Source organism: uncultured Brachybacterium sp., assembly GCF_947500705.1.
In the GTDB taxonomy this organism is placed as follows: domain Bacteria; phylum Actinomycetota; class Actinomycetes; order Actinomycetales; family Dermabacteraceae; genus Brachybacterium.
On record NZ_CANMSY010000001.1, the window covers coordinates 199,874 to 222,413 of the forward strand.

Annotated in this window: 20 protein-coding genes; 5 read left to right on the top strand and 15 right to left on the bottom strand. The window is 69.3% G+C overall.

Annotated features, from left to right (window positions below; genetic code table 11):
* Positions 1–21 precede the first annotated feature (21 nt).
* On the top strand, positions 22–1,137 hold the full coding sequence (locus tag Q0937_RS00930; RefSeq protein WP_299298701.1) for a serine hydrolase: 1,116 nt from the start codon (positions 22–24) through the stop codon (positions 1,135–1,137).
* A gap of 111 nt (positions 1,138–1,248) precedes the next feature.
* Here the strand turns inward: Q0937_RS00930 and Q0937_RS00935 are convergent, their stop codons facing one another.
* A complete protein-coding gene (locus tag Q0937_RS00935; protein WP_299298703.1) occupies positions 1,249–2,058 on the bottom strand; it encodes a MerR family transcriptional regulator in 810 nt (269 codons plus the stop codon).
* Positions 2,059–2,092: 34 nt separating this feature from the next.
* On the bottom strand, positions 2,093–2,488 hold the full coding sequence (locus tag Q0937_RS00940) for an MmcQ/YjbR family DNA-binding protein (RefSeq protein WP_299298706.1): 396 nt from the start codon (positions 2,486–2,488) through the stop codon (positions 2,093–2,095).
* Between the two features lie 189 nt (positions 2,489–2,677).
* Between Q0937_RS00940 and Q0937_RS00945 the strand changes: the two genes are divergently transcribed.
* Positions 2,678–3,670 (top strand): nucleoside hydrolase, encoded by a 993-nt coding sequence (locus tag Q0937_RS00945; protein ID WP_299298709.1) that lies wholly within the window; start codon positions 2,678–2,680, stop codon positions 3,668–3,670.
* Between the two features lie 309 nt (positions 3,671–3,979).
* On the opposite strand, the gene Q0937_RS00950 is transcribed toward Q0937_RS00945, so the two are convergent.
* From Q0937_RS00950 to Q0937_RS00960, 3 genes are read right to left on the bottom strand one after another with little or no spacing between them, the layout of a single operon-like run.
* Positions 3,980–4,999 carry a MaoC/PaaZ C-terminal domain-containing protein gene (locus Q0937_RS00950; RefSeq protein WP_299298712.1) on the bottom strand — a complete coding sequence of 340 codons (1,020 nt, stop codon included), beginning with the start codon at positions 4,997–4,999 and terminating at the stop codon, positions 3,980–3,982.
* Positions 4,996–6,336 carry a 3-oxoacyl-ACP reductase gene (locus Q0937_RS00955; protein WP_299298715.1) on the bottom strand — a complete coding sequence of 447 codons (1,341 nt, stop codon included), beginning with the start codon at positions 6,334–6,336 and terminating at the stop codon, positions 4,996–4,998. The genes Q0937_RS00950 and Q0937_RS00955 overlap by 4 nt, the downstream gene beginning before the upstream one ends.
* A gap of 56 nt (positions 6,337–6,392) precedes the next feature.
* Positions 6,393–7,715 (bottom strand): acetyl-CoA C-acetyltransferase, encoded by a 1,323-nt coding sequence (locus tag Q0937_RS00960; protein WP_299298717.1) that lies wholly within the window; start codon positions 7,713–7,715, stop codon positions 6,393–6,395.
* 211 nt (positions 7,716–7,926) lie between these two features.
* On the opposite strand from Q0937_RS00960, the gene Q0937_RS00965 reads away from it, so the two are divergent.
* From Q0937_RS00965 to purL, 3 genes are all read left to right on the top strand, one after another.
* Positions 7,927–8,619, top strand: coding sequence for a TetR/AcrR family transcriptional regulator (locus tag Q0937_RS00965; protein WP_299298719.1), 693 nt, complete (start codon positions 7,927–7,929; stop codon positions 8,617–8,619).
* Positions 8,616–10,802, top strand: a complete 2,187-nt coding sequence (locus tag Q0937_RS00970) for an acyl-CoA dehydrogenase (protein WP_299298722.1) — start codon at positions 8,616–8,618, stop codon at positions 10,800–10,802. Before Q0937_RS00965 ends, Q0937_RS00970 begins: the two co-directional genes overlap by 4 nt.
* Before the next feature lie 141 nt (positions 10,803–10,943).
* Positions 10,944–13,271, top strand: coding sequence for a phosphoribosylformylglycinamidine synthase subunit PurL (purL, locus tag Q0937_RS00975; RefSeq protein WP_299299620.1), 2,328 nt, complete (start codon positions 10,944–10,946; stop codon positions 13,269–13,271).
* A gap of 104 nt (positions 13,272–13,375) precedes the next feature.
* Here the strand turns inward: purL and Q0937_RS00980 are convergent, their stop codons facing one another.
* The 10 genes from Q0937_RS00980 to secY form a co-directional block, all read right to left on the bottom strand.
* Positions 13,376–15,769, bottom strand: a complete 2,394-nt coding sequence (locus Q0937_RS00980) for a cell wall-binding repeat-containing protein (RefSeq protein ID WP_299298725.1) — start codon at positions 15,767–15,769, stop codon at positions 13,376–13,378.
* A gap of 311 nt (positions 15,770–16,080) precedes the next feature.
* The gene (rplQ, locus tag Q0937_RS00985; protein WP_299298728.1) at positions 16,081–16,641 is read right to left on the bottom strand and encodes a 50S ribosomal protein L17; all 561 of its coding nucleotides are present in this window, start codon (positions 16,639–16,641) and stop codon (positions 16,081–16,083) included.
* Between the two features lie 27 nt (positions 16,642–16,668).
* Positions 16,669–17,664, bottom strand: a complete 996-nt coding sequence (locus Q0937_RS00990; RefSeq protein WP_299298730.1) for a DNA-directed RNA polymerase subunit alpha — start codon at positions 17,662–17,664, stop codon at positions 16,669–16,671.
* A gap of 155 nt (positions 17,665–17,819) precedes the next feature.
* On the bottom strand, positions 17,820–18,224 hold the full coding sequence (gene rpsK / locus Q0937_RS00995) for a 30S ribosomal protein S11 (protein ID WP_299298733.1): 405 nt from the start codon (positions 18,222–18,224) through the stop codon (positions 17,820–17,822).
* Positions 18,225–18,328: 104 nt separating this feature from the next.
* Positions 18,329–18,703 (bottom strand): 30S ribosomal protein S13, encoded by a 375-nt coding sequence (rpsM, locus tag Q0937_RS01000; RefSeq protein ID WP_299298736.1) that lies wholly within the window; start codon positions 18,701–18,703, stop codon positions 18,329–18,331.
* Positions 18,704–18,919: 216 nt separating this feature from the next.
* Entirely contained in the window at positions 18,920–19,033 is a 114-nt protein-coding gene (rpmJ, locus tag Q0937_RS01005; protein WP_299298739.1) for a 50S ribosomal protein L36, read from the bottom strand.
* Between the two features lie 22 nt (positions 19,034–19,055).
* The gene (gene infA / locus Q0937_RS01010) at positions 19,056–19,277 is read right to left on the bottom strand and encodes a translation initiation factor IF-1 (RefSeq protein WP_299298742.1); all 222 of its coding nucleotides are present in this window, start codon (positions 19,275–19,277) and stop codon (positions 19,056–19,058) included.
* Between the two features lie 360 nt (positions 19,278–19,637).
* Positions 19,638–20,486 carry a type I methionyl aminopeptidase gene (map, locus tag Q0937_RS01015; protein WP_299298745.1) on the bottom strand — a complete coding sequence of 283 codons (849 nt, stop codon included), beginning with the start codon at positions 20,484–20,486 and terminating at the stop codon, positions 19,638–19,640.
* Entirely contained in the window at positions 20,483–21,088 is a 606-nt protein-coding gene (locus Q0937_RS01020) for an adenylate kinase (RefSeq protein WP_299298748.1), read from the bottom strand. The genes map and Q0937_RS01020 overlap by 4 nt, the downstream gene beginning before the upstream one ends.
* Entirely contained in the window at positions 21,085–22,389 is a 1,305-nt protein-coding gene (secY, locus tag Q0937_RS01025; protein ID WP_299298751.1) for a preprotein translocase subunit SecY, read from the bottom strand. Before secY ends, Q0937_RS01020 begins: the two co-directional genes overlap by 4 nt.
* Positions 22,390–22,540: the final 151 nt, after the last annotated feature.

Consider the following 22,540-nt stretch of genomic DNA (forward strand, 5'->3'; position numbering starts at 1 on the left):
CCGCGCTCGTAGGCTGTGCGCATGTCATCGCAGGCCTCGCCGCCCGCATTCCTGCTCCGCGCCGTCGAGGACGGCACGGTGCCCGGAGCCGTGCTCGCGGTGGGCCACGACCCGGAGCCGGTGGCGATCGGAGCCTCGGCTGTGGACGGCCCACCGATGCGGGCGGACGCGATCGTCCGCATTCAGTCGATGACCAAGCTGGTCACGACCGTGGCGGCGCTGCGACTCATCGAGCAGGGCGCGCTCGCGCTCGACGACCCGGTCGCGACCTGGCTCCTCGAGGTCGACACACCCCGCGTGCTCACCTCCCCCGACGCCCCGCTCACCGACACCGTTCCTGCCGAGCGGCCGATCACCCTGCGCCACCTGCTGACGAACATGTCCGGATACGGGATGATCCTCGCCGACTCGCCGCTGCAGCACGCCATGGCGGCGAACGAGACCGAGGCCGGGCTGCTGCCGCCGAGCCTCGGGGCCGACGACTGGCTCACGGCGCTCAGCTCCCTGCCTCTGGTGGGACAGCCCGGCACGGTGTGGCGCTATCACCATTCGTTCGGGCTGCTGGGGATTCTGCTGTCCCGTCTCACCGGGATGAGCGCCGGTGAGCACCTCGAGCGCACCCTGCTCAGCCCGCTGGGCATGGTCGACACCGGATACTTCGTGCCCGCGGCGGCGCGTGAGCGACTGCCCGCTCTGTACACGGAGTCCGACGGGCAGCTGGTCGAGCTCGAGGGCCTCGGCGGCGGCCCCCATATCGGCCCGCCTCCGCAGGACATGAGCCACGGCGAGCTGCTCTCGACAGCACCCGACTACCTGCGCTTCCTGCGCGCGCTGCGTGACGGCGAGCTGCTGGGCGCCGAGCACCTGGCGATGCTGCGCAGCGATCAGGTGCCCGCGAGCGCGAAGCAACCGGGCTCGTTCTTCCCCGGCTTCTGGGCACGGACCGGTTGGGGCTTCGGGGTGAGCGTGGTCGCCGACGGCCCGCACCGCGGCCGCTGGGGATGGTCCGGCGGCGCGGGCACGGACTTCTTCGTCGACCCCGACGGGACGCTGGGGCTGCTGCTCACCCAGGTGGAGCTGGGGCCGCGAGTCATGCCCCTGCTGGAGGCCTTCGGCGAGCTCTCCCCGCCGGTGTAGTGAGTGCATACCGCGCGCCAGGTGTGGAGCCAGTGATCTCGGCGCACGAGGGCTGCCATGACGAAAAAAGTGCCAGTTCTGTGGCATCTTTCTCGCCATGGCAGGGGGGCCTCATTCCCAGGTGGCGGTCTCCGGCTCCACGCCGTGTGCGCGGGCGTTCTCCTCGATCACCCGGCGCAGCCACGCGGCGAGGCCGTCGGCCTGCTGGTCGTAGTGCGCGGCGAACCGGGGGTCCTCGGTGTACATCCGCGACAGGACGACGTGCATGGAATGCGTGCAGTCGTAGTGGCGGTCGACCGTGGCGCGGTGGCGTTCGGCGAGGCGGTTCGCCTCGTCGCTGCCGGGCTCGACTCCGCGGACCAGGGCCTCGGCGAGCGCGGCCTCGGTCGCGTCGAGCTCGACCTTGACCTTCTGCCACTGCGCGGCGTCCCAGTTCCGGGTGCGCGAGGCGGACTGCTTCCAGGCCTCGGACTCCCCCCAGCGCTCGCGAGCCTCGTCCTGGTAGGCGGGGTCCCAGTCGGTGCCGAAGATGCGGGCCTGCTCCTCGGGGCTGAGAATGGGGGTGCTGTCGTTCATGTCGGTCCTCTCGATCATCTCGTCGACGGCGCGTGCCGTCTTCTCGAGCCGCTGGATCCGCTCCGCGAGGAGGGCCCGTTGGCGCTGGAGGTGCTCCCGCGGATCGATGGCCGGATCATCGAGGATCCGGCCGATCTGCGCGAGCGCCAGACCGAGCTCCCGGTAGACGAGGACCCGGTGGATCCGGGCCACGTCCGCGGCGTCGTAGAGGCGATATCCCGACCAGCTGCGTCCGCTGGGGCGCGCCAGGCCGACGCTGTCCCAGTGGTGCAGGGTGCGGACGCTGACGCCGACCAGGTCGGCGACGCGGCCGACGGTGAGGTCCTCGTGCTGTGTCTCGGTCATGGGAACCACCTTCGGGCCTGACGTCGCGTGAGGGTCAAGCCGGACGATCGAGCTGCGCCACCAGCCGCTGCGGGGCGACCATCCGATACGACTCATCGATCAGCTCGGCGAGCTCGTCGTGGTCGGTGCGCTCGTCGAGATCGATCCCGAGCCATCCCGAGGGGCCCAGGTAGGCGGGGACGAACGACCGCGGATCCGCGCTCAGGGCAGCGGTCTCCGCCGCCGACAGGTGCACCACGATGCTCTGCGGATGCTGCACCCACAGCCCGTCGACCTTCTGGGAGGCGCCGTAGTAGCAGTGGACCTTCACCGTGTGGAAGGCGGGGCGGCCGTGACTGATCTTCTCGCGCGCCTCGGGCAGGGCCAGCGCGATCTCCCGCACCGTCTCGAGCATCGGATCATCCTCGTCGAACATCTGCGCGTGGGCCATGCCGACATCCTCCCGCAGACCCCGCCCTCGGACCAGCACCCTGCTCCCTGCTTCTCTGCTCCCATGATCCCCTGATCACCTGATCACCTGATCACCTGATCCCCTGATCCCCTGATCCCCTGATCCCCAGCCTGCGGTGCCTGCGATGTTGCTGCCCGGGATGCTGCACCATCGCCGTACGCTGGGTGGATGAGCTTTCCCCTGCTGGTCGACTGCGACCCCGGCATCGATGATGCGATCGCCCTGGCCTATCTCGCGGGCCGTCCCGAGGTCGAGGTTGCGGGCCTGGTCTCCACCGGCGGCAACGTCGATGTCCATGCCGTGCACCGCAACATTCTGACCCTCGCCGAACTGCTCGGGTTCACCGCCCCGATCGCCCTGGGCGCGGAGCAGCCGCTGGTGCAGGAGCCGATGTACGCCGACGACACCCACGGTCCGGGCGGGCTCGGCCACGCCACGCTCCCACCCACGACTCGCCCCGAGGATCCTCGCAGCGGCGCGCAGCTGTGGGTCGACGTCGCCCGTGCCCATCCCGGGGAGCTGGTGGGCCTGGTGCTCGGGCCGCACACCAACCTCGCCCTCGCCCTGGACATCGAACCGGAGCTGCCACGGCTGCTGAAGCGCCTGCACATCATGGGCGGGGCGATCAACCATCGCGGCAACACCGAGCCCACCAGCGAGTGGAACATCGCGGTGGATCCGGAGGCGGCCCAGCGTGTCCTCTCCGCCTTCTCCTCCGCGCCGCGCCGTCCGGTGCTGGGATCTCTCGAGGCGACGGAGAGCGTCCGCTTCGCGCAGTGCGAGCTGGATCGCTTCAGCGAACTCGCCGAGCGCACCGGCCATCCGGTGGCGCAGATCCTGGTCGATGCGCTGCGCTTCTACTTCGAGTTCCATGAGGCCGACGGGTTCGGCTGGTCTGCGCATGTGCACGACCCGCTGGTCACCGCCCACGCAGTCACCGGCGGCTTCGCCACCACCCGCCCGCTCGCTGTGGACGTGGAGCTGGCCGGCACCCTGACCCGAGGGCAGACGGTGGGCGATGAGCTGGGCCGCTGGGGCCGGGAGCCGAACGTCGACGTGCTCACCGACGTGCGGCCCGCGGAGTTCATCGACCATCTGCTGGAGACTCTGGAGACCGGACTGGGCCGGCGCGTCCGACCAGGCCGACCCGTCGGCGGCTGAACGCTGCGAGAGCCGCTCCGTCCCCCAGCTCCGGCGCCACCGCTCCGTCCACCAGCTCTGTCCCCACCGCCCGTCCCCACCGCCCGCTCTCCTCACTCTCCATCGCGAGAACGACCTTTGGTACACCTTCCGGCGGGGAAGGTGTACCGAAGGTCGTTCTCGATCTCGCCGGTCGCGCGGGGCCGCCCGCTTCTCAGGGATGCCCGTCGCTCGGGGCTGCTGGGGGCTCAGTGCGATCGGTGGCTCAGTGCCATCGGCGACTCACCGGCCCACAGGCCCACCGGCCCACCGCCTCACCGCCCCACCGCCTCACCCGCCCAGCGTGGTCACCTCGACGGTGAAGCACTGGCGGGGGCTCTGGTCCCCGCGTCCGGCGCGCCAGCCGATGCAGGTGACCGTGCCGGCGTCCTTGTCGTCCTCGAAGGCGACCAGGACCGTGCCGGGCAGGGAGACGGGAGCGTCGAAGGAGACGTCCCAGCGCAGGGGCCGGGAGAGGTCCACGCGCGCCTCGGTGAACGCGCGGGAGGCGGTGTACATCCCGTGAGCGATCGCTCTCGGGAAGCCGAAGGCCTTCGCACTGAGGGCCGACATGTGGATCGGGTTCACGTCGCCGGAGACCGCCGCGTAGCGCCGACCGGCATCGGCCGGCAGGGACCAGCGGCCCGTCGGCGTCGGCGCCTCGAAGGCACGACGCCCGGCGCGACCGCCGTCGGCCGAGGACGTGTCGCGCGCCGCCCGCTCGGAGGCCGGCGACTGCTCGGCGGACGCCGACAGCGCAGGAGACGCCGACAGCGTGGGGGACGCCGCGCCGCCCCTGGTCAAGTAGGTCGACACATCGGTGGCGATGATCTCCCCGTCCTCGCCGAGGATCGTGGAGACCGCCTCGAAGGTGCGCCCCTTGCGGTGCGGGCGCAGGTCCCGCACCCGGCATTCGACGTCCACCAGCTCCCCCACCCGCACCGGGCGGTGCTGGAGGATCTGGTTGCGCAGGTGCACCAGGCCCAGCAGGGGGAAGGGGAAGTCCCGCCGTGCCATGAGGGCGAGGGAGACCGGGAAGGCGAGCACGTGTAGCACGCCCGGGTGGACCAGGTCAGTGGCGGGTCCGCCCATCAGGTGGTCGAAGTCCCGGGCGCGCTCGGCATCGATCCGCACGGAGCTCACCCGGTAGGCGGTGCTCGGGAGCACCGGTTCACCGCGGGTACGGCCACCCCGGGGGTCGAGCGCGGCGGCGTAGACGGCGGGGAAGGAGGGGACGTCGGTGAGGTCCTTCATCCGCTCGGGCATCCGCTCAGGAGCGTTCTGCGGCGAGGAGCTCTGCACGGCGCTCACTTCCCGACCATGTTCTGGCCGCACACCCGCAGCGTCTCACCGCGGATCCCGCCGGCCTCATCGGAGGAGAGGAAGGAGATCGTCTCGGCGACGTCGATGGGCAGCCCGCCCTGCTGGAGCGAGTTGACCCGGCGGGCGACCTCGCGGGTGAGGGCCGGCATCCGGGCGGTCATCTCGGTCTCGATGAATCCGGGGGCGACAGCGTTGGCGGTGCCGCCCAGCGGCTCGAGCCTTCCGGCGAGCGCGTCGACGAAGGCGATCACGCCTGCCTTCGAGGCGGCGTAGTTCGTCTGGCCGCGGTTCCCGGCGATGCCGCTGGTCGAGGCCAGGGACACCACCCGGGGCCGCTCGCCGAGCACGTCACCCGCCTCGATCAGCGCCTCGGTGAGGGTGATCTGGCTGGTGATGTTGACCGCGAGCACGGGGTCCCAGCGGTCGGCGGTCATGTTGGCCAGCAGCTTGTCGCGGGTGATACCGGCGTTGAGGACGATCACATCGAGGGTCAGTCCCCGTTCCCGGAGGACGCCGACCAGCCGCTCCCCCGCGCCCGCGGAGGTGACGTCGAGCTGGATCGGCACTGCACGCAGCTCGTTGGCGAGCCGTGCCAGCTCGGTGCCCGCGCCCGGGACATCGAGGACCACGAGCTTCGCACCGTCCGCGGCGAGCGTGCGCGCGATCGCCGCGCCGATGCCGCGGGCGGCGCCGGTGACCAGAGCGGTGCGCCCGGCCAGCGGCAGGGTGTCGTCCTCGGTGCGGCTGCCGGCATCGGTGGAGACGGTGAGCAGCTGCCCGGTGACGAAGGCGCTGCGGGCGGAGAGGAAGAAGCGCAGCGCCCCGATCACGCCGGGAGCGTCCAGCTTCACACCGTCTTCGACCAGGACGCCGTTGGCGGTCGCCCCGCCGCGCATCTCGTGGGCGAGGGAGCGCAGGAAGCCCTCGACCCCACCGCGCGCGGCATCCTGTGCCGGATCCTCGCCGCGCGCGGGACGGGACAGGGTGATCACGCGGGCACCGGGGGCAAGGCTGCGCATGGCACTGCCCAGCGGGAGCACCAGCGGGCCGAGATCGGACGGGGAGTTGATCTCGTCGGCCACCACGATCACGGAGCCGATCTTCCGCAGCTCATCGAAGCGGCGGCGCACGTCGGCGCCCCAGTGCAGGAGCAGCCGCGCGATCTCGTCGGCCCCCGCGGAGCCCCCCAGCACCACGACCGGGCCGAGCACGGGCTCCGGCCGGTCCGCGCGGCGCGGGAGCTTCGAGGGACGCGGCAGGCCCAGCTGCTTGGCGAGGGCACCACCGGGGGCGGAACGGGTGAAACGGGTGTAGGCGTCGGTCATGGGAACCTCCGGTTCAGAGCTGCGGGCGCGGGGCGGTGGAGCGGTTCATCTCGGGCTCAGTCCGAGACGGACTCGAGCAGCACGACGGTGCCCTGACCCGCTGCGGCGCACACCGAGATCAGTCCGCGCTGGACGCGGCCGGTCTCCTCGGCCCGCTCGTGCAGGAGCTTGGCGAGGGTCGCGACGAGGCGCCCGCCGGTGGCCGCGAAGGGATGGCCTGCCGCGAGCGAGGAGCCCGCGACGTTGAGCTTGGCGCGGTCGATGCTTCCCAGCACCCCGTCACGGCCCAGCCGCTCGCGGCAGAACTCCTCGGACTCCCAGGCCTTCAGGGTGCTCAGCACGGTCGAGGCGAAGGCCTCGTGGATCTCGTAGAAGTCCAGATCTTGGAGGGAGAGGTGGTTCGCGTCCAGCAGCTCCGGCACGGCGTAGGCAGGGGCCATCAGCAGGCCCTCGTCGCCGTGCACGTAGTCGACGGCGGCGCTGCGGGCGTCGACCACCCGCGCGAGCGGCCTGAGGCCGCGCTCTGCGGCCCACTCGGCGCTGCCCATCAGCACCGAGGAGGCGCCGTCGGAGAGCGGGGTCGAGTTGCCGGCGGTCATGCTCGGCTCGGCGACCTGCGGGGACTTCACACCGAAGACGGGCTTGAGGGAGCCGAGCTTCTCGAGCGTGGAGTCGGCGCGCAGGTTCTGGTCGCGGGAGAGTCCGCGATAGCCGGTGACCAGGTCGTCGAAGAAGCCGGCATCGAATGCTGCGGCGAGGTTCTGGTGCGAGGCGAGCGCGAGCTCGTCCTGCTCCTGACGGGTCACACCCCACTCGGCGGTGGTCAGCGCCTGGTGCTCCCCCATCGACAACCCGGTGCGGGGCTCTCCGTTGCGGGGCGGGACCGGGGCGAGGTCGGCGGGGCGGATCGCGCTGAAGGCCTTGAGACGCTGACCGGTGGTCTTCGCCGCGAAGGCGCGGTGGAGGATGCGCCGCAGGCGCGGGGTGACCTCGATCGGGGAGTCCGAGGCGGAGTCGACGCCGCAGGCGATGCCCGAGTCGATCTGGCCCAGCCGGATCCGGTTGGACACGTGGATCACGGTCTCGAGGCTGGTGGCGCACGCCTTGGACATATCGATCGTCGGGGTGCGCGGGTCCAGGGGCGTGCCCAGCGCACTCTCGCGGGTGAGGTTGAGGTCACCGGCCAGCTTGAGCACAGCGCCGCCGGCGATCTCGCCGAGCTTCTCACCCTGCAGCCCGAAGCGAGCCACGAGGCCGTCGAGCGCCGCGGTGAGCAGGTCCTGGTTGGAGATGCCGGCGTAGGGGCCGCCGGAACGGGCGAAGGGGATCCTGTTGCCGCCGAGGATCAGGGCGTCGCGCGGGGAGTCGTGCTGGGTCACTGGGTGCACCTCTTCGTGGTCACTGCGGTCTTCGTGGTCACTGCGGTCTTCATGGTCACTGCGGTCTTCGTGGTCACTGCCGGGGTTCGTGGAGATCCTGGGCCGCGGGAGCCCGGGCTGCCGATGCGCTCTCGCTCCCGCAGGAACTCGCCGGAGGATCTTCTCCAGAGCACTTTACATAGAACCGACGGTACTTGATACCCTAGGTCTCGTGAACGCGACGACGCAAGCCCCCGTGGACGGCCGATCGGCCCGTTGGGCCCGCCACCGGGAAGAGAGACGTACCGAGCTGCTCGACGTGGCCCGGCACCTCATCCATGAGCAGGGTCCCGATGTGACGATGGAGGACATCGCCGCAGCCTCCGGCACCTCCAAGTCCATCGTCTACCGCTACTTCGAGGACAAGGCCCAGCTCCAGCGCGCACTGGGGCGCAGCATCCTGTCCACGATGCACGGCAAGCTGCTGGAGGAGATGCGAGCCCTCGAGGCTCGCGTCGGCCGCGAACCGGAGGCCGACGAGCGGATCCACGCCATGATCCGCGCCTACGTCGAGACGGCCCAGCGCTCCCCCGGCGTGTACCGCTTCGTCACCCGGCCCAGCGACGGGCTGAACCACTTCCTGTCCTCGGTCTCGCGACTGGTCGCGACCTTCCTGCCCGCCGAGATCCCGGCGCCGCAGGTCTGGGCCCACGGCTCCGTCGGCTTCGTCGAACGCGCCGTCGACGTCTGGATGACCGATCACGACACCCCTGAGACCCCTGAGACCGCGGAGACCGCTGACGCGTCACACGCCTCAGCCGACCCGACCGACCCGGGCAACGCAGCCCAGCGCACCACCCCACTCACCTCCGATCAGCTCGTGACCCACCTGGTCACCTGGCTCATGAAGGGACTGCACGCATGACCACCGATTCCCGCACCGCACCCACCACCACTGCCCCCGCCACCGCGGAGATCTCCGACGTGACGACCACCGCCAATCCCACCGGACCCCTCTCGATCCCGCCCGGCGGGAGCCCCCGGCTCGACATCGCGCAGGTCTCCGAGGCCCTGCTGGGCAAGTGGGCCGACGCCCGCCTCGAGGCCCGCGAGCGCGCCGCCCGCCCCGAGCTGCACCGACCGCTCGACGCCTCCGTCGCCGAGCACCGCGAGCGCGTCTACGAGCAGCTCCAGCTCCTCGTGAAGGACGACGTCTCCCGCCGGATGCTGCCCGAGCACCTCGGCGGCCCCAACGACAACGGAGGCAACGTCGCCTCCTTCGAGGAGCTGGTCGTCGCCGACCCTTCCCTGCAGATCAAGGCCGGAGTGCAGTGGGGCCTGTACACCTCGGCGATCATCCAGCTGGGCAATGAGGAGCAGCAGCACGCCTGGGTGCCCGATGCGATGGACCTGACCACCCCCGGTGCCTTCGCCATGACCGAGATCGGCCACGGCTCCGACGTGCAGGCGCTGGCGACCACCGCCACCTTCGACCCCGCCGGCGGGACCGATGGGGAATGGGTGATCCATACCCCGTTCCGCGCTGCCTGGAAGGACTACCTGGGCAACGCCGCGATCCACGCGAAGGCGGCGACGCTGTTCGCACGCCTGATCACGAACGGCGTGGACCACGGCGTGCACTGCTTCTACGTCCCGGTCCGGGACGCCGACGGCGAGCTCCTGCCCGGCGTCTCGAGCGAGGACGACGGGGAGAAGGGCGGACTGAACGGCATCGACAACGGCCGCCTGGCCTTCGACCAGGTGCGCATCCCCCGCACCCACCTGCTGAACCGTTACGGCGACGTCGCCCCTGACGGCACCTACACCTCCCCCATCGAGTCCCCCGGCCGCCGGTTCTTCACGATGCTCGGCACCCTGGTCCAGGGCAGGGTCTCCCTGGACGGCTCCGCGATCCGGGCCAGCCAGCTCGCCCTGCACATCGCGATCACCTACGCGACCCAGCGCCGCCAGTTCAGCGCCGCGGATCCCACGCAGGAGACGGTGCTGATGGACTACCAGGCACACCTGCACCGCCTGCTGCCGAAGCTCGCCGCGACCTATGCCGGCGCCTTCGCGCACGAGCAGCTGCTGCAGGCCTTCGACGACGTGTTCTCCGGCCGGGCCGACGATCCCGAGTCGCGCGAGGACCTCGAGACCCTCGCCGCGGCCCTCAAGCCCACCTCGACCCGGCTCGCGCTGGACACCGTCCAGGAGTGTCGCGAGGCCTGCGGCGGCGCCGGCTTCATGGCGGAGAACCAGCTGGTGGGGCTCCACCAGGACCTGGACGTCTATGCGACGTTCGAGGGCGACAACACTGTCCTGCTGCAGCTGGTCGCCAAGCGTCTGCTGTCCGACTACACCTCCGAGCTGCGCAGCGTGGACCGTGCCGGGATCGGTCGCTTCATCGCGCAGCGTGCCGAGGTGCTCGCCAAACGGCACACCCCCTGGGCACGCCTCGGCCAGAGCGTCGCCGATCGCGGCAACTCTCGACGCGCCTTCGACTCCATGCGCCAGGCGGAGTTCCAGGAGGAGATGCTCGCCGACCGTGCCCGGATCAAGGTCGAGGAGGTCGCCCTCGCGCTGCGCGGGGCCGGGAAGATGAGCCCGGCCGACGCCGCCTCCGAGGTCAACAAGCACCAGGTGGAGATGCTGGACGCCGCTCGCGCCCACGCCGATCTGGTGCGCTGGCGTGCTTTCACCGCGGGGATCGAGGCACTCGAAGGCCCCGGAGCTGAGGGCTCCCGGGCGGTGCTCACCGATGTGCGCGACCTGTTCGGGCTCACCGCGATCAATGATGACCTGGCCTGGTTCCTGCTGGGCGGGATGATCTCCACCCAGCGCGGCCGCCAGATCGACAACGATCTGCGTCGGCTGCTGTGGCGGCTGCGCCCGCACGTGCTCGACCTGGTCGCCGCCTTCGATGTGCGGCCCGGTCATGTGCGGGCACCGATCGCGCTGGGCGGGGAGCAGGCGCGCCAGGACGAGGCCGCCGCCTACTTCCGTGCGCAGCGTGCCAGCACGTCCTCGCCGGTCAGCGAGAAGACGCTCCGGGACCAGGCGAAGAAGGCGAAGCGAGCGGCAGGCGCCCGCGCCGTCGGCACCCGCTGACCGTTGCGGGGCGGCCCGGGTCTCAGCACCTGCCCCGGTCCGCCCTCTCGGGCGCCGCGATCGTAGACTGGGGTCGCCGGATCCGGGCCCTCACGGCCCGCCCGCACCCCAGCCCTCGTGATGAACGGACCCGAAACCGCGATGACCGCCGACCTCGCCCCCTCCACCCCGCACGGCACGCCCGCGGACGTCGACACGGTCGAGCATGCCGCCTCCACCCCCGACCAGGCCCAGCCGTACGCGGATCTCGGGCTCAAGGAGGACGAGTACGCGAACATCCGCGAGATCCTCGGCCGCCGTCCCACCAACGCCGAGCTCGCCATGTATTCGGTGATGTGGTCCGAGCACTGCTCGTACAAGTCCTCCAAGAAGCACCTGAGCACCTTCGGCAAGCACACCACCGAGAAGATGCGCGAGAAGCTGCTGGTGGGCATGGGCGAGAACGCCGGCGTGGTCGACATCGGCGACGGCTGGGCGGTGACCTTCAAGGTCGAGTCCCACAACCATCCCTCCTATGTCGAGCCCTACCAGGGCGCGGCCACCGGCGTCGGCGGCATCGTCCGCGACATCATCTCGATGGGTGCCCGGCCGGTCGCGGTCATGGACCAGCTGCGCTTCGGCGCGATCGATCATCCGGACACCGCCCGAGTGGTCCACGGCGTCGTCTCCGGCGTGGGCGGCTACGGCAACTCCCTCGGCCTGCCCAACATCGGCGGCGAGACCGTGTTCGATGCCGCCTACCAGACCAACCCCCTGGTCAACGCGCTCGCGCTCGGCGTGATGCGCCACGAGGACATCCACCTCGCCTCCGCCACCGGCCCCGGCAACCAGGTGGTGCTGTTCGGCGCCCGCACCGGCGGTGACGGCATCGGCGGCGCCTCCATCCTCGCCTCGGAGACCTTCGAGGAGGACGGCCCCCTCAAGCGCCCCAGCGTCCAGGTGGGCGACCCCTTCATGGAGAAGGTGCTCATCGAGTGCTGCCTCGAGCTGTTCGCCGCCGGCACCGTCGAGGGCATCCAGGACCTCGGCGCCGCCGGCATCTCCTGCGCGACCAGCGAGCTGGCCGCCAACGGCGCCTCGGGCATGCACATCCACCTCGAGGAGGTGCTGCTGCGCGACCCCACCCTGAACGCCGGCGAGATCCTGATGAGCGAGTCCCAGGAGCGCATGATGGCCGTGGTGAGCCCCGAGAAGCTCGAGGAGTTCCAGGCGATCGCCGCGAAGTGGGACGTCGAAGCCGCGGTGATCGGCGAGGTCACCGGTGACGGCCGCCTCACCATCGACCACCACGGACACCGCATCGTCGACGTGGACCCGGCGACGGTCGCGATCGACAGCCCGGTCTACGATCGCCCCTTCGCCCGGCCCGACTGGCAGGACGCCCTGCAGGCCGACGCCGCGGAGCTCCTCCCCCGCCCCGGCACCGCCGAGGAGCTCGCGGCCACGCTGCGCACCCTGATCGCCTCCCCGAACCTCGCCTCCAAGAACTGGGTCACCGACCAGTTCGACCGCTACGTGGGCGGCAACACCGCGCTCTCGATGCCCGATGATGCGGGCGTGCTCCGGATCGACGAGGCCACGGGCCGCGGCATCGCCCTCGCGACCGACGCCAACGGCCGGTACACCAAGCTCGATCCCCGCACCGGGGCGCAGCTGGCGCTGTCCGAGGCCTACCGCAATGTCGCGACCTCCGGCGCGGTGCCGCTCGCGATCACGGACTGCCTGAACTTCGGCTCCCCCGAGGACCCGGGCCCGATGTGGCAGCTGGTCGAGGCGATCGGCGGGCTCGCCGAGGCGTGCGAGACCCTCGAGGTCCCGGTCACCGGCGGCAACGTCTCCCTGTACAACTCCACCGGCGAGCCGGGGCTCATCGACTCCGCGATCCACCCCACACCGGTGGTCGGTGTGCTCGGCGTGTTCGAGGACGTCGCCCGCCGCGTCCCCTCCGGCTGGCAGACGGACGGCCTGACCGTGCTGCTGCTGGGCACCACCCGTGAGGAGCTCTCGGGTTCGGCCTGGGCGGACGTCGTCCACCAGCACCTGGGCGGTATGCCGCCGCAGGTCGATCTCGAGGCCGAGCGCTCGCTGGCCCGTGTGCTGATCACCTCCGCCGAGGAGGGGCTCGCCACTGCGGCGCATGATCTCTCCGAGGGCGGCCTGGCCCAGGCTCTGGTGGAATCGGTGACCCGCTTCGGCAGCGGTGCCCAGGTGGATCTGGCAGGCCTGACGGAGCGGGACGGCGTGGATCTTGCCAGCGCCCTGTTCTCCGAATCGCAGGGCCGTGCCCTGGTCGCCGTTCCTGCCGAGCAGGAGGCGCGGCTCACGGCGCTGGCCGCCGAGCACGGGGTGCCGCTGCTGCGCCTCGGCGTCACCGGTGGCCATGCGCTCGAGCTCGACGGCGTGGGCTCCTTCACCGTGGGCGAGCTGCGGGAGCTGCGCGAGGGGACCCTGCCGCGCTACTTCGGCTGAGGCTCTCCGCGCGCGCTTCGACACGCGGCACGTCCCGAATGAGCACGAGGCCCCGCCGCGATGGACGGGGCCTCGTGCTCGTGCGCGGAGCTTCAAGCCCCACCTCACCCCAGAGTGATCGACCGGTACAACGTCGGCTCCCCGCCCACCAGGACCGCACGAGACGTCGGCCCTTCGCGCAGATACAGCCGAGTGTCGATGAGCATCGTTTGAGGTAGCGCAAGCATCACCGGGCTCGAAGACACTGACGCGATCGACACCGCGGACAGCGCGTCGGAGAAGACCATCCCTGAAGCGACGTACACCGTCTTGGAACCGCCAGGCTTCACGGTGTCAATAAGGTTCGCGGAGACGGCATATCGGTCCTTTCCACCGACGCGCAACGGAGCGACCCCAAGGTCACGGATCTCGCGCTCCACCTTCTCGGTCACCGTGGGCGTACCTCCGACGATGTAAACATTCTGGTTCTTGTTCCGGGCGATCGCTGCAGCGACCGGAGCCGGGAGCGAGTTCTTCTGGGTCAATACGACAGAGCCACCGGTGAGGGCGGCCGCGGAGCCGGCGCTGAGCGCGTCGGAGTACAGCTCGCCCGACGCGACGAAGATCGGCTTGCCGTCCTGCACCATGCCGGCGGAGACCTCGTAGCGGTCCTTGCCGCCGACGCGGTCGACCGTCGCGCCGGTCACGCTGCTCAGCTGGCGCTCCACCTGCGCGGACACCGTCGGTGCGCCACCTGCGATGGTGATCCGGTCCGGGGACAGTCGGCGGAGCTCCGCAAGCACAGATGAAGGGATCACGTTCTCGCGCACCAGGAGCAGCGGCCCGCCGACGCGAGCTGCCATCGGCGCTGATGCCAGAGCATCGGAGTACAGCTCACCGGAGGCGATCATCACGTGAGCCGCCCCGCGAGGGAAAGCCTTCTGGGAAGCGTTCGCCGACACTTCATAGCGATCGCTGCCGCCGATGCGGTCGAAGGAGAGGTCGAGAGTCGGGTCGGTGATCACCGCGCCTTCGTTGCTGTGCACGATCTCCATGCCCGAGCTGTAGCGGGTGGTCCGCTGACCGTCGACGACGGCCTCACTCTCCACGACAGCTCCGAGAACGCTGCGACCGCCGGCATCAACCCATCTGTGGTGCGAAGCGGTCCTGTAACCGCCGAGGGCCTCTTGTACACGACTGCGGAGGTCAGGCATCAGTGCGTACGCCCGGGCACCGGGGCAGGCGGTAGCCCCCTGGCGTGCATCGCGGTGACCGAACAACCGCAGCTGGGCCTTATTGTCCACGGTCACACGATCATTGACGTCGAAGATGTAGGAGCTGCCCAGCTTCCAGGCAACGATTCTCACGACGGCGTTCTGCGCGGACGACGAGGGCACAGCGTTCGAATGGTTACCCATGATGGAGACGCCGAAGGTACCGGTATTGGACCCGAGCGCGTGGGCGCCGATGACATTCCGGTGCAGACCGCCGGCCCGGCCCTCGAAGATCTGACCGTACTTGTCGACGAGCACGTTGTATCCGATGTCGTTCCACCCCAACGTGCGGGTGTGGTAGCTGTAGATCCCGCGCACGATCGACGCGGACTGTGACCGTGTGTACGAGTTGGAGCCCGCGGTGTGGTGCAGCACGGCGGCCTCAGTCTCGCCCGCATAGGAGGCCGAGCCTCCACGCCACGACTCGTTCGCTCCCCAGCCCGCGCGGGAAATAATCACCGGGGCGCTTGTCCCCGGCACAGAGGTCGATGGCGCAGCCCGTGAAAAACCGGCGCCCGAAGTCGTCGGGCGGAGCACCGGCACCCCCGCGGATGCGACACCGGAACCGGTCCCGGAAGCACTTGCCACGGCTGTGCCGTCATCCTCGGCGACGACGTCGGAGCCCTCAGTGGACTCCGCCTCCGCCGCTGTCGTGTCATCCGCGGCGACTGCCTCGGTATCGATGAGCTCCACCCGCAGGTGATCGGTCGCGGTGTGATCTCCGTCGATCGCGCGAACCTCGACCTCAATGGCGTCGCCGATCCAGAACGGATCGGTGCCGACGGTCTCGCTCTCTTCAGATTCTGCCGCCGGAGCGTGGGTCCAGTCACCCCACCCCTCGGCGCTCAGCGCTCTAATTTCTACACGATCCGGCGTTTGACCAAGGTCCCAGATCACGCCCACGAGATCAGCACCGTCAGTGCTCACCTTCTTGCTGGGCACACCTTCGAGAATCGGCTCGACGATGTCATCGTGGCGTTCGCCAGGCATGCCGGCGTCGGAATCCTCCGGAGCCACCGACTCGGCCTCTTCGCCGAGGCCCGCGGCCCGGGACACCACGTCCGGCGTATCCTCACGTGCATTTCCCACCATCGTGGGAGAGGAAGCGGCATCAACTTCATCGGGGTGCGTTCCCGATCGAGCCGGCCCATCTTCCGGCTCGCCCGGATCTGCCACCGCCCCGGTCATGGCAAGCGCTAGCACGGCAAGTGCTGACATAAGTGCAGGAACGATACGCAGGCGCATAGGGAAGCAGTCCATTCTTCTCGGGAGCTGTAATGAATTGTCTCCAGTCCCGGTGGAGAAAAGGTGGCCGACCGATCACGATCGCATGACTTCCCGTTGCGTCCCGCAGACCGGCGCCAAGAGCTCGCGCAGAGAAGGAGTCGGCCTCACGTGCGATCTCAGGCGCGAATAGGTGACGCTAGGTGCAGAGAGAACCCCCATGGAAACGCCGGAGGCCTCGCCACGGTAGTGGCGAGGCCTCCGGCGCAGGACGATCCGATCAGGAGTCGCGCCCTCGGTGTGGGGCGATGGCTCTGCTCAGAGCCGTGCGCTCACTTGGTGTCGGTCGTGTCCTCGGCGCCCTCGGCGGGCTCCTCCGGCGTGACGCGCTCGATGCCGGTGTCCTCACCGGGCTGCTCGGCGCCCTCGGCGGGCTCGACCGGAGCGATGTCCTCAGCAGCAGCGGTGTCGGCAGCCTTGGCGTCGTTCTTGGCGGCGCCCTCAGCCTCCTTCACCACGGACTGCTTGGCCGAGAACTCCTCGGTGACCAGCTCGATGACGGCCATCGGGGCGTTGTCGCCGCGACGGGGAGCCACCTTGGTGATGCGGGTGTAGCCGCCGGGACGCTCCGCGAAGCTCGGGGCGATCTCCTCGAACAGGGTGTAGACGACGCCCTTGTCACGGACGGTCTCCATGACGCGACGACGAGAGGCGAGATCGCCCTTCTTCGCCTGGGTGATGAGGCGCTCCGCATGGGGACGCAGGCGCTTGGCCTTGGTCTCGGTGGTGGTGATCGCCTTGTGGCGGAACAGCTCGGTGGCGAGGCTGGCGAGGATCATCCGCTCGTGCGCGGGGGATCCGCCGAGGCGCGCACCCTTGGTGGGGGTAGGCATGGTCGTTCTCCTTGAAGACTAAAAAGGTCAGTACTGGTCGCCGAAGCCGTCGGAGTAGGAGTCCAGGGCCGACGGATCGAATCCGGCCGGGGAATCCTTCAGCGACAGACCGAGGTCGACGAGCTTCGCCTTGACCTCGTCGATGGACTTCTGGCCGAAGTTGCGGATGTCGAGCAGATCGGCCTCGGAACGGGCGGTCAGCTCGCCGACGGTGTGGACACCCTCGCGCATCAGGCAGTTGTACGACCGGACCGTGAGGTTCAGATCGTTGATCGGAAGCGCCAGATCGGCGGCCAGAGCCTGGTCGGTGGGCGACGGGCCGATCTCGATGCCCTCCGCCTCCTGATTCAGCTCGTGTGCCAGACCGAACAGCTCGACCAGGGTCTTGCCTGCCGACGCGACCGCATCACGCGGGGAGATGGCGGGCTTGGTCTCGACGTCGACGATCAGCTTGTCGAAGTCGGTGCGCTGCTCGACACGGGTCGCCTCGACCTTGTAGGTCACCTTGAGCACGGGCGAGTAGATCGAGTCGACCGGAACCCGGCCGATCTCTCCGTCGACGCCCTTGTTCTGCGAAGCAGAGACGTAGCCGCGACCGCGCTCGACGATCAGTTCGATCTCCAGGCGGCCCTTCTCGTTGAGAGTCGCGATGTGGAGGTCGGGGTTGTGGATCTCCACACCGGCGGGCGGGGTGATGTCGGCGGCGGTGACGCGACCGGCTTCCTCACGACGCAGGTACATCACGACCGGCTCGTCGTTCTCGGAGGAGACGACCAGGTTCTTGACGTTGAGGATGACCTCGGTGATGTCCTCCTTGACGCCGGGAACGGTGCTGAACTCGTGGAGCACACCGTCGATGCGGATCGAGGTGACCGCAGCTCCGGGGATCGAGGACAGCAGGGTGCGACGCAGGGAGTTGCCGAGGGTGTAGCCGAAGCCCGGCTCGAGCGGCTCGATGATGAACCGTGAGCGGTTGTCCGACACGACCTCTTCGGTCAGCGTGGGGCGCTGTGCAATGAGCACTGTGGATCCTTTCAGCGAGCGTCCGCCATATGACGCTCAGAAGGGGGCGATGGGCCTAGAAGGTGAGTGGTGTCCAGGGTGCCGGGCGCGGCAGAAGCCCCGCCCGGCACGGAACGGTCCGGCGGGGAGCAGCGCCCCCGCCACGACCGCAGAGGTCAGACGCGGCGGCGCTTGGCCGGGCGGGTGCCGTTGTGCGGCTGCGGGGTGACGTCCTGGATCGAACCGACCTCGAGGCCGGTCGCGGTGAGCGAGCGGATCGCGGTCTCGCGGCCGGAGCCCGGGCCCTTGACGAAGACGTCGACCTTCTTCATGCCATGCTCCTGGGCACGGCGAGCTGCGGCCTCGGCGGCCATCTGCGCGGCGTAGGGGGTCGACTTGCGCGAGCCCTTGAAGCCGACCTGGCCCGCGGAGGACCAGGCGATGACGGCGCCGTTCGGGTCCGTGATGGACACGATCGTGTTGTTGAATGTGCTCTTGATATGAGCCTGGCCGTTGACAATGTTCTTCTTGTCCTTGCGGCGCGGCTTGCGCGCAGCGGCCTGCTGGGTCTTGGATGCCATACGGCAGTACTCCTCTGGTGGGTTTCGGGTGCGCCGGGTCCCTCAGCGGCGCGAAGTGACGACGGGTCCGAAGACTCCCGCGGTCCGACGGCAGGAGCCGTGGATCAGCGGGTCTTCTTCTTGCCGGCGACCGTGCGCTTGGGGCCCTTGCGGGTGCGCGCGTTGGTCTTGGTGCGCTGGCCGTGCACCGGAAGACCACGGCGGTGGCGCAGACCCTGGTAGCTGCCGATCTCGACCTTGCGGCGGATGTCACCGGCGACCTCGCGGCGCAGGTCACCCTCGACCATGTAGTTCTCTTCGATGTGATCGCGAAGCTTGACGAGGTCCTCGTCGCTGACCTCGCGCACGCGCAGGTCACCGGAGACGCCGGTCGCGGCCAGGGTCTCCAGGGCGCGGGTGCGGCCCACGCCGAAGATGTACGTCAGGGCGACTTCGAGGCGCTTTTCGCGCGGAAGGTCTACTCCCACCAGACGTGCCATGTGCAAATTCTCCTACTGTCTCGGAGGCCTGATCCGACACCTCGCCCGGGTCTTTCCCCTGGACGCCGCAGCCTCCGCGCTGCGGGTGGCCGGCCCGAGGGCCGGTGGTATCGTCTCTTCTTTTATGTGTGCCCGACGGATCGGACGGTGCCCTTCAGGGCTGCCGCCTCGAGGGCGGCTGTCACGGCAGGAGCCGGGATGTGCGGAGTGCTCCGCTCAGCCCTGGCGCTGCTTGTGACGGGGGTTCGAGCAGATCACCATGACGCGCGAGTGGCGACGGATCACCTTGCAGTTGTCACAGATGGGCTTGACGCTCGGATTGACCTTCATAGCTTTCCTTCTCCCGGGACGATCACTTGTAGCGGTACACGATGCGGCCACGGTCGAGATCGTAGGGGCTCAGCTCGACGACCACACGGTCCTCGGGAAGGATGCGGATGTAGTGCTGGCGCATCTTCCCGGAGATGTGCGCGAGCACTTTGTGCCCGTTGTCGAGCTCAACACGGAAACGCGCATTCGCGAGCGCCTCCGTCACCAAGCCCTCGACCTCGATCACGCCGTCCTTCTTCGCCATGCCTCCCCAATCTCTCGCCCCCGGCAAGCCGGTGCCGAGTTCCGCGTTCCTGAATTCTCAGGCTGTGCTCACCGACCGTCAGGTGACGGTACGGTGGTCGACATGGGTGCGCGCTGCGCGTGTCGTCGGCCTCGCTGATCGTCACGGCTGAGCCGCTGGATCGATCGGCGCGACGGGACTGCACGACCTGCGATGAGGACGACGTGCACGGAGCACACCCGATGGATCAGCCTACACGCGCCTCACGGATCAGGCGAGGGGCGAGAGTGATGACACCGGTCACGTCACGCGGGGGTCTCCCCCGCGGGTCGCCCTGCCCCGCAGCCAGCTCAGCGCCCTGCAGCCAGCTCGGCAGCCGGCTCACGCCGCAGGGTCGGCCAGCGGATCCGGTGCCGCCACGATGCCTCGCAGCGCGAGCTCGGCGACGCCGCCGTCGCCCTCGGTGAGCACCAGCAGACCCTGCTCGGTCACGGCGACGGAGTGCTCGGAGTGGGCGGCACGCCCCCCGGCGGTGGCCCGCACGGTCCAGTCGTCGTCCTCGAGCGTCCAGTTGCCGGGGCCCTGGATCAGCATCGGCTCGATCGCCAGGCACATCCCCGGGCGCACCCTGGGGCCCCGGGAGCGGGTGCGGTAGTTCATGACGTCGGGAGCCTCGTGCATCGCCGTGCCGATCCCATGGCCGCCGAAGCCCTCGAGATGCGAGAGCGACTCCCCCGCCCGCTCGCTGACGAAGTCCTCGATCGCAGCGCTGACCTGTCCCACCCGGTCCGCGGCGGCGAGTGCGGCGATGCCGGCCCAGAGCGCTTCACGAGTGGTGGCCACCAGGTCCTCGTCGGCCACGGAGCGCGGCGAGCCCACGATGTGCGTGCGCGCCGCGTCCGAATGCCAGCCCTCGATGATCAGGCCGCCGTCGATCGAGACGATGTCGCCCTCGACGAGCAGTCGGTCGTCAGGGATCCCATGGACCACGACCTCGTTGACGCTGATGCACAGCGTCGCCGGGTACCCCTGGTAGCCCAGGAAGTTCGGGGTCGCGCCCCCATCGCGGATCATGTCGTGGGCGAGGGTGTCCAGCTCGTCGGTGGTGATGCCGGGACGGATCTCCGCGGCGAGCATCTCGTGGACACGGTGCAGCAGCTTCCCGCTGCGGCGCATCATGAGGATCTGCTCCGGGGTCTTGAGCTGCACGCGCTCCGGCAGGATGCTCATCGGCCGGCGAGAGCCTCGCGCAACGAGGTGGTGACGTCGTCGATCGCCGCCATGCCGTCGACCCGGCGCACCAGGTCCCGCTTCTCGTAGACATCGATCAGCGGTGCGGTCTGCTCCGAATAGACCTCGAGCCGGTGGCGGATGGTCTCCTCGGTGTCGTCGCTGCGGCCCTGCTGCTTGCCGCGCTCGACGAGGCGACCGACGACCTCCTCGGTCTCCACCACGAGCAGCAGCACGGCGTCGAGCGTCGTGCCCAGCTCGGTGAGCATCCCGTCAAGGGCCTCCACCTGGTCGAGGGTGCGGGGGTAGCCGTCGAGCAGGAATCCGTCCTGGGCATCGGCCTCGCCGAGCCGGGAGCGGACCATGTCGTTGGTGACCGAGTCGGGGACGTACTCGCCCTTGTCCATGTAGGACTTCGCGAGCACGCCGAGCTCGGTCTCGCCGGACACGTTCGCCCGGAAGATGTCGCCGGTGGAGATCGCCGGGATGGAGAGCTCCTCGGCGAGGCGCACGGCCTGGGTGCCCTTGCCCGCACCGGGAGGGCCCACGATCAGCAGGCGGCGGGCCTGGACGGGCGAGGCGGCGGAGGTGGAGGTGTTCACCGAAGAATCCCTTCGTAGTGGTGCTGCTGGAGCTTCGCATCGATCTGCTTCACGGTGTCGAGACCGACGCCGATGATGATCAGCAGGGACACGCCACCGAGCGGGAAGTCCTGCGAGGTTCCGAGATAGACGAGAGCGACCAGCGGGATCAGGCAGATCACCGCGAGATAGACGGCGCCTGCGGACTGGATCCGATTGATCACGTAGCGCAGGTAGTTCTCGGTGGGCTTACCGGCGCGGACGTTGGGGATGAATCCGCCGTACTTCTTCATGTTGTCCGCGATCTCCTCCGCATTGAAGGTGATCGAGGTGTAGAAGAACGCGAAGAAGACGATCAGGGTCACGTACACCACGGCGTAGATCCAGGAGAAGGAGAAGCCGAGCACCAGGTGCGTGTTGACCCATTGCACCCATCCTGCTTCCGGATCACCGAAGGAGGAGGCCATCTGCGGCAGGGCGAGGATCGAGCTGGCGAAGATGACGGGGATGACGCCGGCCTGGTTGACCTTCACCGGGATGTAGGTGGAGGTGCCGCCGTACATGCGCCGGCCCACCATGCGCTTGGCGTACTGCACAGGGATGCGCCGCTGAGACTGCTCGACGAACACCATGCCGACCATGACGACCAGCGCCACGAGTATGACCAGGGAGAAGGTCAGCCAGCCCTGCAACTGCCACACCTGGGAGAAGGACCCCGGGAAGGAGGAGGCGATCGACGTGAAGATCATCAGCGACATGCCGTTGCCGATGCCGCGCTCGGTGATCATCTCGCCCATGAACATGATCAGCACGGTGCCGACGGTCATGGTCATGACCATGGACAGCAGAACGGGGATCGACTGGTCGGGGACCAGCTCGAGCTGACAGCCGACGAAGAAGTTGCCCGAGCGCACCAGCGTGATGATGGTGGTCGACTGGAGGATGCCCAGACCGATGGTGAGGTACCGGGTGTACTGGGTGAGCTTCGCGGTGCCGGAGGCCCCTTCCTTATGGAGGGCCTCGAACCGTGGGATCACCACGCGCAGCAGCTGCACGATGATCGACGCGGTGATGTAGGGCATCACGCCCAGGGCAAAGATGGAGAGCTGCAACAGGGCGCCACCGGAGAACATGTTGATCATGCCCATCACGTTGGAGCCACCGGCCGAGGCGGCCTGATCTGCACAGAACATCACGTTGGTGGCGTCGAATCCCGGAGTGGGGATGTAGACACCAGCGCGATAGATCGCGATCAGTCCGAGTGTGAAGAGGATCTTCGCTCTCAGCTCGGGGGTGCGCAGCGCGCGCACGAACGAGTTCACCTGTTTCCCTCCTGGAGGTCCGGGGACGGGACCAAGGGTGTCACGGTCCGTCCGGGTGCCGCGGGATTGCGCGGCCATCGGACCGGCCCCGATATGACGACAGGGCACCGTCGCACAGATTATTCTGTGCCACGGTGCCCCGTCAAAAGAG